The following is a 14,859-nucleotide window of genomic DNA, read 5'->3' as shown; positions in this document are numbered from 1 at the left end:
GCCGACCGCCCGCGAACCGGCTGGCCGGAGCCGATGGGTAGGGTTGACGATATGACATGGCTTGTGACCGGCGGCGCCGGATACATCGGTGCTCACATCGCCCGCTGCCTCGAGGAGTCGGGACGGTCGGTCGCCGTTCTGGACGACCTCTCGACCGGCATCCGCGGATTCGTCGGCTCCGGCACGCGGTTCCACGAAGGTTCCATCCTCGACCGGGCCGCCCTGCGCGCGGCCCTGACCGAGGCGGACGGCAGCCCGATCACCGGCGTCATCCACTGCGCCGGCTTCAAGTACGCGGGCGAGTCGGTGAAGCGCCCGCTGCACACCTATACCCAGAACGTGCAGGGCACCCAGCACCTGCTCGAGGTGATGGCCGAGGTCGGGGTCAAGAACATCGTGTTCTCCTCCAGCGCCGGGGTCTACGGCACCCCGGACGTGGAGCTGGTCACCGAGACCACCGCGACCACGCCCGAATCCCCCTACGGCGAGAGCAAGCTCATCGGGGAATGGCTGCTGCGCAACGTGGGTAAGGTCTCCGACCTCACGCACACCTCGCTGCGCTACTTCAACGTGGTGGGCTCCGGCCACCCCGACATCTACGACGTCAGCCCGCACAACCTCTTCCCCCTGGTGATGAAAACCCTCACCGACGGCGGGATCCCGAAGGTGCGCGGCAACGACTACCCCACCCCGGACGGCTCCTGCGTGCGCGACTACGTGCACGTGCAGGACATCGCGCTGGCGCACGTGGCCGCGGCGGCGCGGATGGAGGCCGGGCAGCCGATCGAGCGGGTCTACAACCTGGGTAGTGGCAGCGGCGCCTCGGTGCTGGAGATCATGACCGCGGTCGCCAAGGTCACCGGGATCGCCTTCGAGCCGGAGATTCTCGACCGGCGCCCGGGCGACCCGGCGCAGATCGTCGCCGACGGCCAGCTGGCCCGGCGCGACCTGGAGTGGGACACCCGGCACAGCCTGGAGGACATGGTCGCCTCGGCCTGGGCCGCCTGGCAGGCCGTGAGCTCCAAGTAAAGACGTCCGCGCGCCTCGGCAGGGCGCCTCACCCGCAGTTCGTGGCGGGGAGGCGCCCTGCTCGCCTTTGGGTGCGCCCCTGCACCTTTGACTGCCGCTGCGTAGTTGGGCCCTGACGTACCGTCCGGATTGCCCGGATCCCTGTGGGCCCACGGCAAATTGTCAGTCCCGCAGGGCAGACTGTGCCCATGGAGACCGGTTCGCCGAGAGAGCACCGCAACGATCCCGGGGTGATGCAGCGCCTGCTGACCACCCCTGCCCCGTGGGCGGTGGTCGGCCTGTCCGAGAACCGCGAGCGCCCGGCCTACGGGGTGGCGCGGTACATGCAGAACCTCGGCCTGCGCATCGTCCCGGTGCACCCCAAGGCCGAGACGGTGCACGGCGCGCGGGGCTACCGCACGCTGAGCGAGGCGCAGGCCGCCGAGGGCCCGATCGCCGTGGCCGACCTGTTCGTGAACAGCGCGCTGGTCGGTGACGTGGTCGACGAGGCGATCGCGCTGGGGATCAAGGCGGTCTGGCTCCAGCTCGGCGTGATCGACCAGGCGGCTGCGGCCCGCGCTGCGGCGGCGGGCCTGGACGTGGTCATGAACACCTGCCCCGCTATCGAGGCACCGCGACTGGGAGTGGCATGAGCAACGACGATCCGCGCCGGGGCCGGGGCGGGCACGACGAGGACCCGGTGCAGTTCTGGTCGCCCGACGAGGCGGCCGGGCGAGGTCCGCGCAGCAGCCGGCCGCAGCAGCCCTCCTGGTCGGAGGAGGACGAGGTCGGCGACATGTACCGGCAGCACGGCGGGGCCGATCCGCAGGCGCAGTACGGGCAGTACGTGGACGAGCGGGACGAGCCTTACGGGGCTGCCTCGCGGGGCGGTTATGACGACGGGCGTGGTTACGCCGACGGTCGGGGCTCCGGCTCGGGTGCCGGCCCCGGCGGGCGCGGTCCGGGTGGGCGTGGTCCGGGGGGCCGTGGTCCGGGTGATCGCGGGCCGGGTGGGCCCGGTGGCCCGGGACGGCCTTCGGGCTTGTCGGCGCCCCGGCGGATGCCGCGGCTGCGGCCCCGGCTGGTCGTGCTGGTGCTGGTCGGGCTGCTGATCGCCTACCCGATCATCCTCGGATTCACCGCCTGGACCAGCCTGAACCGGGTGGACGCGGTGGGCCCGGCCCAGGAGGGCTCGAACCTCGAGGACACTCCCGGCCGGACCTATCTGGTGGTCGGCAGCGACTCGCGCGACGACCTGAGCGACGACGAGAAGAAGGACCTCGGCACCGGCTCGGTGGCCGGGCAGCGCACCGACACGATCATGCTGCTGCACGTGCCCGACGGCGACGGCCCCACGGTGCTGATCAGCGTCCCGCGCGACTCCTACGTGCCGATCCCGGGCAAGGGCAGCAACAAGATCAACGCCGCCTACGCCATGGGCGGGCCCACGCTGCTGATCAAGACCCTCGAAGAGGTCGGCGGGGTGAAGATCGACGACTACATCGAGACCGGTCTGGGCGGCTTCGCCAACATCGTCAACGCGGTCGGCGGGGTGGAACTGTGCCCCAAGCGCGACATGAACGACAAGAAGGCGCACATCAACCTGAAGAAGGGCTGCCAGGAGATGGACGGCAAGACCGCCCTCGGCTACGCCCGCGCCCGGTACAGCGACCCCCGCGGTGACCTCGGCCGGGTGGAGCGGCAGCGCGAGACCCTGGCCGCGATCGCCAAGAAGACCCTCTCCCCCGCCACCATCATCCAGCCCTGGCGGGCCATCCCCGCGGCCAAGGCCGGCGGCGGCGCGCTCACCGTGGACGAGTCCACCGGCCCGATCGCGCTGACCAAGTTCGTGCTGGCGATGCGCGCGGTCTCGGGCAACGACGGGCTGTCGATGACCGTGCCGATCGGCAATGCGGACTACCGGGTGAACGGGATGTCCGCGGTGAAGTGGGACACCGAGAAGGCGCTGGAGATGTTCACCGCCCTGAAGAACGACGACACCGAGGCGCTGCGGGCGATGGCCGAGGAGCAGAAGGAAGCGTCCAAGTGACGAACCCCGACGCCGGCTCAGGCTCTGGTGTTGGTTCGGGGGCGGGCGCTACTGCGGTGCGGCTGATCCGCTCGCCCTCGCTGTCCGACGTGGCCGAGTACGCGTACGCCGCCACCGCGCCGGCCGGATCGCGGCTGATCTTCCTGGCCGGAGCGTGTCCGCTGGCGGTCGACGGCTCCGTCGTCGGGGTGGGCGACTACGCGGCCCAGGCCGCGCAGTGCCTGGCCAACCTGCACACCGCCCTGGCCGACGCCGGGGCCACTCTGCAGGACGTGATCAGCACCCGGGTGCTCGTCGCCTCGTCCTCCCAGACCGATCTGGGCCGGGCCTGGGAAGTGGTCCGCAACGAGTTCGGTGCGCACGACGTGCCGAGCACCCTGATGGGCGTCACCGTGCTCGGCTACGACGATCAGCTGGTCGAGATCGAAGCCGTAGCAGCCGTTCTGGATCCCGCCTGATCCTGTCCTGAGCGAAGGCCCGTAGCCGCGACCGTGGCTACGGGCCTTCGCTGAGCTCGAGTTCCAGAGGAACCGTGAGGTGTGTACACCTGGTTCACCGGGCAACAGATGGGCCAGGTGTACACGTTTCGGTTCTCTGCCGGTGGGTTTCCGCACCGGAGCGACGTCAAAGCTGGTGAGCCGCCTCGCCACAAGCCGGTGTGTCACCGATTCGGGCAGGCTCTGAGATCACGGCCTCAACTGGCCGAGAAACCCGTGGTGGGACGGGACTGGACGGTGGAGGCGTTCTGGGCCGAAGCGTCCTTAGTTCTGGCCCTTAGCTTTTCGCCCTTGGCCGTGGCCACATCACGCAGGCTCCCGGCGAACTCCACGAGCTTGGTTCGCAGGCCCGCAGCGAATTCGCCTTCCCCGGCAGAAAGAATGCGGACCGCGAGAAGCCCCGCGTTACGGGCGCCGCCGATCGAGACCGTGGCCACCGGAACCCCGGCCGGCATCTGCACGATGGACAGGAGCGAGTCCATCCCGTCCAGGTACTTCAGCGGCACCGGCACGCCGACCACCGGCAGCGGCGTGACGCTGGCCAGCATCCCCGGCAGGTGAGCAGCTCCACCGGCCCCGGCGATGATCACCCGCAGCCCCCGCTCGTGCGCGGCCGCGCCGTAGGCGATCATCTCCTGCGGCATCCGGTGCGCCGAGACCACGTCGGCCTCGTACGGCACGCCGAACTCCTCCAGAGCCAGCGCCGCGGCCTCCATCGTCGGCCAGTCCGAGTCCGAGCCCATCACCAGGCCGACCAACGGCTTACCGGTCATTTCCACAACCCCACTCACTCGTCGATGTCGCCACGGATGAACGCCGCGGCGTGCCGGGCCCGCTCCAGGCAGTCGTCCAGGTCGTCACCGCAGACCGTCACGTGCCCGATCTTGCGGCCCAGCCGGACCTCCTTGGCGTACATGTGCACCTTCACGCCCGGGTCGTGGGCCATCACGTGCAGGTAGCTGCGGTACAGGTCCTCGTACTCGCCGCCCAGCACGTTGACCATCACGGTCCACGGTGCCCGGGCCCGCACCTCGCCCAGCGGCAGGTCCAGCACCGCCCGCAGGTGCTGCTCGAACTGGCTGGTCACGGCGCCGTCGATGGTCCAGTGGCCGGAGTTGTGCGGGCGCATGGCCAGCTCGTTGACCAGGATCCGGCCGTCCTCGGTCTGGAACAGCTCGACCGCGAGCACACCCACCACGCCGAGCTCCCCGGCGATCCGCAGGCCGACGCTGGTGGCCTCGGCCGCCTGCTCCGGGGTCAGGTTCGGGGCGGGCGCGATGACCTCGTGGCAGATCCCGTCCTTCTGGGTGCTCTCCACCACCGGCCAGGCCGCCGCCTGACCGGAAGGGCTACGGGCGATCAGCGCCGCGAGCTCGCGGGTGAAGGCCACCTTCTCCTCGGCCAGCAGCCCGTCCGGCCCGGCCCGGTCCAGCCAGTTGCGCGCGGTGTCGGCCGTGCTTTCCGACAGTACCAGCACACCCTTGCCGTCGTACCCCCCGCGCGGCGTCTTCAGCACCACGCCCGGGACGGTCTCGGCGAAGGCCTGCAGCTCCTCCCAGGTCCGGACCTGGGCCCAGCTCGGGCAGGGCAGGCCAAGTTCGGTCAGCTTCGTCCGCATCGCCAGCTTGTCCTGCGCGAAGCCGAGCGCGGCCGGGCCCGGGCGCACCGGGACCCCGTCGGCGATCAGCTTCTCCAGGATCGGGCCGGGGACGTGCTCGTGCTCGAACGTAAGGACGTCGCACTGGCTGGCGAACTGCGTGACGGTGGCCAGATCGCGGTGGTCGCCGACCGGGGCCTCATGGATGGCCAGGGCTGCGCTGCCAGTCTCCGACTCGGCCAGGACACGCAGGCGCACGCCCAGGGCAACGGCCGGGGGCTGCATCATCCGGGCGAGTTGGCCGCCGCCGATCACGCCCACGGTCGGGAAGCCGCCGGGAATGGGGTCGGCGGCGGTGAGCGGGGTAAGCCGGACCGCGCCGAAGGGAGCAGCCGCACCGTCGGCGGCGGGGACGGCGCCGGAAGCGTCAGGAGAAGTCGAGACCACGGCGGTCAGAGTAACGAGGCAAGAGGCGAAGGCCTGCGGCGACCGTGCGGAACGGGTCTCGACTCAGGAGATGAACGGGTGCTGCACCGGTCTCAACCGGTCGGAAAACTTGGCGTGTCTTCCCGGGCGGGTGGGTTTTGCCCGGAGGCCAGGAATAGCCAGATGCCGATCAGAGAGCCCGCCCCGCAGCCGGATTCGGGCCGGTCGGCAGCCTGGTCCACCCGTTCGGCCCTGGCGCCGCACCCGGACCCGAACAGCTCAGCGCCGACCCGTCCCGCAGCGAATCGATCACTGCCGGTCAGCCGCCGCCCTGTCCCGTCCCCGCGGTGTCACCTGCATTGGGCGTTCCTCAGCTACCCGTGGCACTGTTAGCCCAATGTCCGCCGATACCGCCCTCTTCACCCGGCTGCGCCGCTCGGTCGACCTGCTGTACCGCGAGGTCGTGAAGTTCGGCGCGGTGGGCGGGGTCGCCTTCGTGGTCGACACCGGCGTGTTCAACCTGCTGCTGCACACCGCGGTGGGCGAGGCGGTCGGGCTGGACCACAAGCCGCTCACCGCCAAGACCATCTCGGTGCTGGTGGCCACCGTCGTGGCCTGGCTGGGCAATCGTTACTGGACGTTCCGGCACCGCCGCCGGGCCTCCGTGCGCCGCGAGTTCGTGCTGTTCGGGGTGATGAACGCGGCCGGCCTGGCGATCTCGCTGGCCTGCCTGGGCTTCTCCCGCTACATCCTGGACCTGGACTCGCCGCTGGCCGACAACATCTCCGGCAACGTGATCGGCCTGGGGCTGGGCACGCTGTTCCGGTTCTGGGCGTACCGCACGTTCGTGTTCACCCACGACCACCAGCACACCGACCAGGACCCGACCCCGCCCGGCACCCCCGAGGCGATCGCGGAAGACCTGGCCGAGGAGCACGACCGGGCCGAGCACCGGCAGCCGGAAGGCGGTCCGGAGGTGCCGGGGCAGGCGCGCAACAGCCACCTGGACCTCTCGCCCCCGCCGCGCCGGGAGAGCCACACCAGCTTCTGACGTCCTCATTTGAGGACGTCCGGACCGCCTACGCCGGTCGGCGCACCAACTCCGGCAACAGACGTCCGTAAAGACTCCCGCCAGCCAGCACGCCTACGCCACCCAGCAACGGACGTCCGTAAAGACTCCCGTTCGCCGGCGCACCTTCAACATCAGCAACGGACGTCTCTGGGCACCGAAGGCGCGCCCGCGCGCCTACGCCGGGTACGAGCGTCCCTGATCAGTCGACCTTGATCAGCTGCTCACTGATCCCCATCGGGGCCACCAGCAACGGCTGCACCTGCCCGAACCCGCGCACCAGCCGGGGCCGCTGCGCGACCAGCTCGATGCCCGGATGGTCCTCCAGCGTCTTGGCCGTACCCGGATCGGTGACCACCGTGCCCGGCTCGGCCAGCGACGTCAGCCGGCTGGCCAGGTTCACCGTCGTCCCGTACACGTCGCCCAGGCTGCGCAGCACCGGCCCGTGCACCATCCCCACCCGCACGTCCGGCACCAGGTCGTCGTCGGCCATCCGGGCCGAGATCGACAGCGCGATCAGCGCCGCCTTGGTGGCGTCGGTGGCGATGAACAGCACCTCGTCGCCCACCGTCTTGATCACCCGCCCACCCCCGGCGGTGACCACGTCGGAGGCCAGCCCCTCGAACCGCTGCACCAGCCGGGACAGCTCACGGCGGGGCAGCCGGCGCGAGAGCCGGGTGTAGGCGACCAGGTCGGCGAAGCACACCGTGACCGCGTCGGCCGGGCGCCCGGACGAGGCGTCGATCCGGCTGATCGAGGCCGCCAGCTGCCGCCGGAACGAGTACAGCAGCAGCTCCTCCAGCTCGGGGGTGAGCTGCTCGATCAGCTTCAGCGGGTCTTCCGGCTGGCCGCTCGGGCTCCGCGCGGCCAGGTACTCCAGCAGCGCGTCGATCTGCCAGGAGACCAGCCGGTCGGTGTTCTGGCCCAGCGCCCGGGCGCAGGCGATCGCGGTCTCCTCGTCGATCAGGTCGTGCCGGACCATCCCGACCGCGATGCCCAGGGCCTTGGTGTCGGTCTCGTTGAACGCCACCTCGTCGTCGTCCACCCCCGGGAAGCCCAGGGCGCGCCAGATCTTGCGGGCCGACAGCAACGAGACGCCGACCCGCTTGGCCACCTCCCGGCGCCGAAGCGTCCAGGGGCCGCCGCGCAGGTGCGTGGTGAACTCCTCACGGCCGATCATCAGCGGCGCCTAGGGTCTTCCGGGGTGTCGGCGGCAGCCGGCCCGCGGTAGCGGTACTCGTCGTCGAAGGCCTCGTCCAGGTTGCGGGCGACCGAGGCGTCCAGCGGGCCGCCGCGCACTCCGCGCAGGTCGTCGGCCAGTTCGTAGAGCGAGCGCTGCACCAGCTCGACCTTGGGGATGTCGGTGAGCACCAGGGGGCCGCCGTCGCTGGCGTTCTCCACCTTCAGCGTGCCGCAGCCCAGCATCCGCTCGATCAGGCTGTGCTCGAAGGAGACCTCGTTGAGCCGGGACAGCGGCATGTCGTGGCCGGAGCGGTTGAACACGCCGCGGCGCAGGATCAGCCGCTTGGTGGTGAGCACGTAGATCTCGTTCCACCAGACCACGATCGGCCAGAGCACCCAGCGCAGGGCGGCGAGCAGGCCGATGCCGGCGGCGATCAGCGTGACCAGCGGCTGGTCCAGCAGGAAACTCGCCCCGACCAGCGCGAGGATCAGCAGCAGGAGCAGGATCGGCCAGGCGATGACCTTGATGTGACGGCGCAGTACCAGAACGAGTTCTTCGTCGTCGGCCAGCAGATGCGTTGGGAAGCCCATGCCCTGATCATGCCGTTTCCGGGTTGCGGATGTGCACCACGTCCCCGGCGGACAACGCCTGGGACGAGCCGTCGGGCAGGCGCAGCAGCAGCCGGCCGCCCTCGTCCACGCCGTCGGCCAGACCCACCTGCGAGACGCCGCCGGGGAGCTCGGCCCGGACGTCGAGACCGATGGTGGAACAGCGTTCACGATAGGTAGCGGCCAGGCCGTCGGGGCCCTGCGTCTCGAACTCGGCCAATCGGCGGGAGAGCGATCGCAGGACAGCCCGCAGAACGGTGTCGCGGTCGGTGGTGGCCGAGCCGGCCAGATGCAGCGAGGTGGCGGTGGGGACCGGCAGCTCGTCGGCGTTCTGGCTGACGTTGAGGCCGATCCCGATCACCACGGCGTCGTCCACGGCTTCGGCCAGGATCCCCGCGACCTTCAGCTTGTCCCCGGCGTAGCCGTTCGGGGAGGGCAGGCCGGCGGCGGGCAGCAGTACGTCGTTGGGCCATTTCAGCGTGGCCGGGAGCCCGCAGACCCGGATCAGCGCATCGGTGACGGCGATCCCGCTCACCAGGCTCAGCCAGCTCCAGCTGGTTTTCGGGGCGGTGGGGCGCAGCAGCACCGAGAACGTAAGCGCCGACCGCGGGGGTACCGACCAGACGCGACCCAGGCGTCCCCGTCCACCGTTCTGGCTGTCGGCGACCAGCACCGCACCGGCGGCCTCCCCCTGACGGGCCCGCTCCACCAGGTCGGCGTTGGTCGATCCGGTCTCGGCCACCACTTCTACCGAGCGCCAGGCGTCCGGGCCCGATGTCAGCGCCTTGGCCAGCGCGTTCTGCCGCAGCGGGGGGCGTTCGAGGTCTTCCCAGGCACCTTGCGACATGCCGCCCAGGATAGGACCGCTGTGATCTGCGTCCCGATCCGACCCCGGGTGAACGGCTCCCCTGCCGACTAGTCTCGCTCCCGTCCAGCCTCACGACATAGGAGTCACGTGATGTCGGAACCAGTCTCCAGCGGCGGTACCGAGGTGCCGGCGGATCTGCACACCACCGCGGGCAAACTCGCCGACTTCCACCGCCGGGTAGACGCTGCCCTGCACGCCGGTTCCGAACGTGCCGTGGAGAAGCAGCACGCGAAGGGGAAGCAGACCGCCCGCGAGCGCCTGGACGCCTTGCTCGACCCTGGTTCGTTCGTAGAACTGGACGAACTCGCCCGGCACCGCTCAACCGCGTTCGGCATGGAGCAGAAACGGCCCTACGGCGACGGCGTGATCACTGGGTACGGCACCATCGACGGCCGCCAGGTGTGCGTGTTCAGCCAGGACGCGACGGTGTACGGCGGGGCACTGGGTGAGGTCTACGGCGAGAAGATCGTCAAGGTGCAGGATCTCGCCATCAAGACCGGGGTTCCGCTGATCGGGATCAACGAGGGCGGCGGGGCGCGGATCCAGGAGGGCGTGGTCTCGCTCGGCCTTTACGCCGAGATCTTTGCCCGTCACGTCAAGGCCTCCGGGGTGATCCCGCAGATCTCCCTGATCATGGGCGCTGCCGCCGGCGGGCATGTGTACGGCCCGGCGCTCACCGACTTCGTGGTGATGGTCGACCAGACCTCGCACATGTTCATCACCGGCCCAGACGTGATCCGTACGGTCACCGGCGAAGAGGTCACGTTCGAGGAACTGGGCGGCGCACGCACGCACAACACCCTCTCGGGCAATGCGCACTACCTAGGTACGGACGAGGCCGACGCACTGGAGTACGTCCGTACCTTGATCTCCTACCTCCCTGACAACAATTTGTCCGACCCCCCGATATCGCCCGAAGCCCCCGGTTTCGAGCCGGACGAAGCGCTGGACACCTTCATCCCAGACTCGGCGAACCAGCCGTACGACATGCGCACGGTGATCGAGCATCTGCTCGACGAAGGCGAATTCCTCGAGGTGCACGCCCTGTTCGCGCCGAACATCGTGGTCGGTTTCGGACGGGTCGAGGGCGCGCCCGTCGGGGTGGTCGCCAACCAGCCCATGCAGTTCGCCGGCTGCCTGGACATCAATGCCTCTGAGAAGGCCGCCCGCTTCGTCCGTACCTGCGACGCGTTCAACATCCCGGTGCTCACCCTGGTCGACGTGCCGGGATTCCTGCCGGGGACCGATCAGGAGTGGAACGGGATCATCCGGCGCGGCGCCAAGCTGATCTACGCCTACGCCGAGGCCACGGTGCCCCTGGTCACCGTGATCACCCGTAAGGCCTACGGCGGCGCGTACGACGTGATGGGTTCCAAGCACCTGGGCGCGGACATCAACCTCGCCTGGCCGACCGCGCAGATCGCGGTGATGGGGGCGCAGGGGGCGGTGAACATCCTGTACCGCAACGAGATCAAGAAGGTGATGAGCGAGGGCGGGGACGTCGAGGCGGCCCGGCAGTCGTTCGTCACCGAGTACGAGGACACGCTGGCCAACCCCTACGTGGCGGCCGAACGGGGGTACGTCGACGCGGTGATCCAGCCTTCGCAGACCCGGGAGCACGTGGTGCGGGCGCTGCGGGCGTTGCGAACCAAGCGCGAGCAGTCGCTGCCCAAGAAGCACGGCAACATCCCGTTGTGAAAGCTGCGAGAGGGGAACTGCATGCCTGAGGACGAGGGCCAGCCGGTTTTGCGGGTGGTGCGGGGAGACGCTTCGGCTGAGGAGATTGCGGCGCTCCTGGCGGTTCTTGCTTCCGTGGGGCCGATTGAGGACGCGGGGAGCCCGGATCGGCGGGCGAGTTCGGCTTGGGTGAACCGGGAGTCTTTGGTGCGACGGCCGATTGCACCCGGGCCGGGGGCCTGGCGAGCTTCAGGCTGGGCGCGCTGACGCTCTGACCGGAGTGCCGGGTCAGAGTGACCCCGGTTCGGCTGCTTCACTGGTCCGCCGTGAGCACTCATCTCCCCCTGGTTCTGGCCTCCGCCTCCCCGGCCCGCCTCTCCACCCTTCGCTCGGCCGGCATCGAGCCCACCGTGCGCGTCTCCTCGGTCGACGAACCGGCCGTCCTTGAGCGCTTCGGGGTGAGCGACCCGGAGGACGTGGCCCTGCTGCTGGCCAAGGCGAAGGCCGAGGACGTGGCCAGTTCCTTCCAGCGCGAGTACGAGGAGTCGGAAGCGGACGACCTCGAACTGGGCCTGGTGCTCGGCTGTGACTCGGTACTGGACCTGGACGGGGTGGCGCTGGGCAAGCCCGCCGACGCGGCCGACGCGGTGCAGCGCTGGAAGGACATGCGTGGGCGCAGCGGCAAGCTGTGCACCGGGCACTGGCTGATCGACCTGCGCGATCCGGACGAGGGCGGCACCGGGGGCACGCTGGGCGCGGTCTCGGTGACCACGGTGCACTTCGCCAAGCTGAGCGATGCCGAGATCGAGGCCTACGTGGCCACCGGCGAGCCGCTGGCGGTGGCCGGGGCGTTCACCGTGGACGGGCTCGGCGGGGCCTTCGTCACCGGGATCGAGGGCGACTTCCACGGGGTGGTCGGGGTGTCGCTGCCGCTGGTGCGCGATCTGGCCAAGGAGCTGGGCGTGTCCTGGACATCGCTGTGGACTCCGGGACAGGACTGACAAATCGATACAGCAACTCACGGTGACCGAATGTTCATTGTGACACCGCTTGGTGGCATCTAACCGTTTCGGTTGCCGGGGTTGCTGTGACGGCCAACACTGTTCGCATGGGCGTGATCAGATCGGGCGGCAGCCGCTCGGTCGCCGTGCCAAAAATCGTCGATTATCTCCCCTCCGACCGCGAAATACCAGGTCAGAGCGGGTCTTCGGAGAGCTCGGGGGAGCCCGGCCCGGATCCGGGCCGAACCGGCATTGCACCCGTGCCCCGACCGTCCACCCCCGAGGACGACGTCCCCACTTCGGCTGACAGCGATGTCACGGTGCGCGACGATATGCCCGAAGAGGCTGGGTTTCCGGCCGGTACGGTCACCGGCCGGCCGAGAAGGCCGCGCCGCTGGGGTCCGGCGCTCTCGCTTTTCCAGGTGGCGGCGATCGTCGCGGTCACCGTGGCGGCCGTCCCGATCGCCCCGCCCGACCCGCGGGACGTGCTGGCCGTGGCGGCGCCGCTCGTCCTGTTCGGCACCGCCCTCTCGCTGCTGCGCTCGGCCCGCCACGAGGTGGTCTCGCCGGTCGTGGCCCGGGCCTGGTGGGTGCTCAGCACCAGTTACGCGGTGACCGCCGCGGCGGTGGGCTGGTGGGCCTGGTCCGACCACAGCGACTCGGTCGTGATCCTGACCGCGGTCACGCTCGCCCGGATCGGCCAGGTCACCGGCGTGGTGATGCTGCTGCGAGGCCGGTCCCCCCGCTGGGCCCGCAGCGACGGCCTGGACGCGACGGTGGTGATCACCGGTGCCACCGCGATCGGGGTGATGGCGCTGGAGCTGGTGCTGATGTACCGCACCCGGGCCTCGCTGGACGGGCCGCTGCTGCCCACCTCCTGGTTCCCGCTCCTGGTGGACGTGGTGGTGTTCGTTCTGGCGGTCACCACCATGGCCGCGGCCAGCCGGCCGTTGCGCTCGCAGCTGCACTGGCTGGCGGTCGGCCTGATCGCCGTCACGGTGGCCGATCTGCTCACCTTCCGGGTCAGCGGTGGGCCCGCGCTGGTCAGTGCGCTGGATCCGGCTACCAGTGCTCCGGCCTGGGCCGGGCTGCTGGCTCTGCTCGGCCACGCCACGGTCGGCTGGGGCGCCGGCGCCGGGCCGGGCGAGGTCCGGGGCAGCTGGCTGCTGCGTTCGTCCGGTCTGCCCCGCCTGCTGCCCGGACCTCGCGGCGATGGCCCGGCGGCGATGCTGGTGGCCGGTTGCGCGGTGCTGGTGGCGGTGTCGCTGGTGGTGCCGCAGGCCCCGCGGATCGGGGCTGGTATCGCGTTGACCTGCCTGGTCGCGGCCGTTTTCCGGACGCGCGAGGTGCTGCGCGCCGACCGCGAGCGCAACCTGGCGCAGCCACCCCGCTCGAGCACCGATGCGCTGACCGGTCTGGCCAACCGCTGGGCCCTGGCCGAGGCACTGGCCGATCCGGAGGCGGGGGCCGATCACGCCCGGACCGGACGGCTGGGCACCGGGCTGCTGCTGGTGGACCTGGACAACTTCAAGGACGTGAACGAGGCGCTGGGCCACGAGGCCGGGGACCGGCTGCTCACCGCGGTCGGAGCTCGGCTGCGGTCGGTGCTGCGGCCGGAGCAGATGCTGGCCCGGCTGGGCAGCGACGAGTTCGCCGTGCTGCTGCCCGGCGCGGACCAGGTTCAGGCGCAGCAGACCGCGCTCAGCCTGCGCGAGGCGTTGCGGGAGCCGTTCGACGTGGGTGGTTCGCGGCTGCACGTGGCGGCCAGCATCGGGATCGCGACCAGCCCGGCCGTCGACCAGAGCAGACCGATGGACGCGGCGGCAGGCTCGCGGGGCACCGGCGACTTTCCGGCAACGGACGTCGGTGGCAGGCCAGGGGGCAGCGTCGACCTCAGAGCAAAGGACGACTCCCCCGCCCCCGAAGGGTTTGCGCAGGTGGTCGAGAACGCGGGCAGCGATCTGTTGCGCCGGGCCGACGTGGCCCTGCATCACGCCCAGCGCTCGCGCTCCGGTCATGCGCTCTACGACCCGCAGGCGGACGACGGCAGCGAACGGATGCGCCGCACCGGGGAGCTGCGCCAGGCGCTGGCCCGGGGCGATATCGAGGTGCATGTGCAGCCCCAGGTAGATCTGCGGACCGGCCAGATCGTCGGCGCCGAGGCCCTGGCCCGCTGGCGGCACCCGCACGACGGCGTGCTGCTGCCCGCGGCCTTCCTGCCGCTGGCCCAGCGCACCGGTCTGGCCCGGCCGATGACGGCGCTGCTGCTCGACCGGGCGCTGGAGGCCTGTGCGTCCTGGTGGCAGGCCGGGCACCTGGTGCCGGTGAGCGTGAATCTGGATGCCGACGACCTGCGTGACGAGGAACTGCCCGGCCGGGTCTGGGCCGCGCTGCACCGGCAGTCGCTGCCCGCGGCCGCGCTGCGGGTGGAGATCACCGAGCAGCAGCTGCTGACCGACCCGGAGGCGGCGGCGAAACTGCTGAGCCGCTGGCGGGCGGACGGGCTGTCGGTGTCGATCGACGACTTCGGCACCGGGTACTCCTCGCTCGGGTACCTCAGCCAGCTTCCGGTGGACGAGGTGAAGCTGGACCGGATGTTCGTGGCCGACCTGGCCCGGCCGAACACCGAACTCGTGGTGCAGCACACCATCGCCCTGGCGCACGGCCTGGACGCCCGGGTGGTGGCCGAGGGCATCGAGGACCGGGCGAGCGCCGATCGGCTCGCCGACCTGGGCTGCGACGTGGGGCAGGGCCTGGTCTACGGGGCGGCGACGACGGCGCCGGAGTTCCTGGAGCGGCTGCGCGCGGTGCCCGCCGAACGCCGGAAACTGCCCTGAACTACCCGCGTCGTGTGCAGGCGCGGTTTCCGACAGCT

14 protein-coding genes are annotated in these 14,859 nt (G+C 70.6%); 9 read left to right on the top strand and 5 right to left on the bottom strand.

Annotated features, from left to right (window positions below):
* Nucleotides 1–51: 51 nt before the first annotated feature.
* From galE to LR394_RS22185, 4 genes are all read left to right on the top strand, one after another.
* Entirely contained in the window at nucleotides 52–1,029 is a 978-nt protein-coding gene (gene galE, locus LR394_RS22200; protein WP_231444998.1) for a UDP-glucose 4-epimerase GalE, read from the top strand.
* A gap of 188 nt (nucleotides 1,030–1,217) precedes the next feature.
* Complete coding sequence (locus LR394_RS22195) at nucleotides 1,218–1,661, top strand: CoA-binding protein (protein ID WP_231444996.1); 444 nt, start codon at nucleotides 1,218–1,220, stop codon at nucleotides 1,659–1,661.
* On the top strand, nucleotides 1,658–3,058 hold the full coding sequence (locus tag LR394_RS22190; protein WP_231444994.1) for an LCP family protein: 1,401 nt from the start codon (nucleotides 1,658–1,660) through the stop codon (nucleotides 3,056–3,058). Before LR394_RS22195 ends, LR394_RS22190 begins: the two co-directional genes overlap by 4 nt.
* A 56-nt stretch (nucleotides 3,059–3,114) precedes the next feature.
* Complete coding sequence (locus tag LR394_RS22185) at nucleotides 3,115–3,516, top strand: RidA family protein (RefSeq protein WP_407937103.1); 402 nt, start codon at nucleotides 3,115–3,117, stop codon at nucleotides 3,514–3,516.
* A 236-nt stretch (nucleotides 3,517–3,752) separates the two neighbouring features.
* Here the strand turns inward: LR394_RS22185 and purE are convergent, their stop codons facing one another.
* Both purE and LR394_RS22175 read right to left on the bottom strand, forming a co-directional pair.
* Complete coding sequence (gene purE, locus LR394_RS22180; protein ID WP_231444991.1) at nucleotides 3,753–4,328, bottom strand: 5-(carboxyamino)imidazole ribonucleotide mutase; 576 nt, start codon at nucleotides 4,326–4,328, stop codon at nucleotides 3,753–3,755.
* A 14-nt stretch (nucleotides 4,329–4,342) separates the two neighbouring features.
* Nucleotides 4,343–5,494: a 5-(carboxyamino)imidazole ribonucleotide synthase gene (locus LR394_RS22175; protein ID WP_407937102.1), complete on the bottom strand. Its 1,152-nt coding sequence runs from the start codon at nucleotides 5,492–5,494 to the stop codon at nucleotides 4,343–4,345.
* Nucleotides 5,495–5,975: 481 nt separating this feature from the next.
* On the opposite strand from LR394_RS22175, the gene LR394_RS22170 reads away from it, so the two are divergent.
* Entirely contained in the window at nucleotides 5,976–6,629 is a 654-nt protein-coding gene (locus tag LR394_RS22170; RefSeq protein ID WP_231444987.1) for a GtrA family protein, read from the top strand.
* 220 nt (nucleotides 6,630–6,849) lie between these two features.
* Here LR394_RS22170 and LR394_RS22165 read toward each other — a convergent pair whose 3' ends face one another.
* Genes LR394_RS22165 through LR394_RS22155 form a run of 3 tightly spaced genes read right to left on the bottom strand, consistent with a single transcriptional unit; the run spans nucleotide 6,850 to nucleotide 9,285 of the window.
* A complete protein-coding gene (locus LR394_RS22165) occupies nucleotides 6,850–7,827 on the bottom strand; it encodes an adenylate/guanylate cyclase domain-containing protein (protein ID WP_231444985.1) in 978 nt (325 codons plus the stop codon).
* Nucleotides 7,827–8,420, bottom strand: a complete 594-nt coding sequence (locus LR394_RS22160; RefSeq protein ID WP_231444984.1) for a PH domain-containing protein — start codon at nucleotides 8,418–8,420, stop codon at nucleotides 7,827–7,829. The genes LR394_RS22165 and LR394_RS22160 overlap by 1 nt, the downstream gene beginning before the upstream one ends.
* Nucleotides 8,421–8,427: 7 nt before the next feature.
* A complete protein-coding gene (locus tag LR394_RS22155; protein WP_231444982.1) occupies nucleotides 8,428–9,285 on the bottom strand; it encodes a biotin--[acetyl-CoA-carboxylase] ligase in 858 nt (285 codons plus the stop codon).
* 111 nt (nucleotides 9,286–9,396) lie between these two features.
* Here LR394_RS22155 and LR394_RS22150 point away from each other — a divergent pair, with 111 nt between their 5' ends.
* From LR394_RS22150 to LR394_RS43110, 4 genes are all read left to right on the top strand, one after another.
* A complete protein-coding gene (locus tag LR394_RS22150) occupies nucleotides 9,397–11,004 on the top strand; it encodes an acyl-CoA carboxylase subunit beta (RefSeq protein WP_231444980.1) in 1,608 nt (535 codons plus the stop codon).
* A gap of 21 nt (nucleotides 11,005–11,025) precedes the next feature.
* Nucleotides 11,026–11,250: an acyl-CoA carboxylase subunit epsilon gene (locus tag LR394_RS43695; RefSeq protein ID WP_407937098.1), complete on the top strand. Its 225-nt coding sequence runs from the start codon at nucleotides 11,026–11,028 to the stop codon at nucleotides 11,248–11,250.
* Between the two features lie 59 nt (nucleotides 11,251–11,309).
* Nucleotides 11,310–11,984: a Maf family protein gene (locus LR394_RS22145; RefSeq protein ID WP_231444978.1), complete on the top strand. Its 675-nt coding sequence runs from the start codon at nucleotides 11,310–11,312 to the stop codon at nucleotides 11,982–11,984.
* A gap of 260 nt (nucleotides 11,985–12,244) precedes the next feature.
* Nucleotides 12,245–14,821, top strand: a complete 2,577-nt coding sequence (locus tag LR394_RS43110; RefSeq protein WP_231444976.1) for an EAL domain-containing protein — start codon at nucleotides 12,245–12,247, stop codon at nucleotides 14,819–14,821.
* The last annotated feature ends 38 nt before the right edge of the window (nucleotides 14,822–14,859 follow it).

Origin of the sequence: Kineosporia babensis, assembly GCF_021129305.1 — a bacterium.
GTDB classification, from domain to species: domain Bacteria; phylum Actinomycetota; class Actinomycetes; order Actinomycetales; family Kineosporiaceae; genus Kineosporia; species Kineosporia babensis.
Note: the sequence above shows the minus strand (reverse complement) of the source record. Positions and strands in the feature narration are given on the sequence as shown.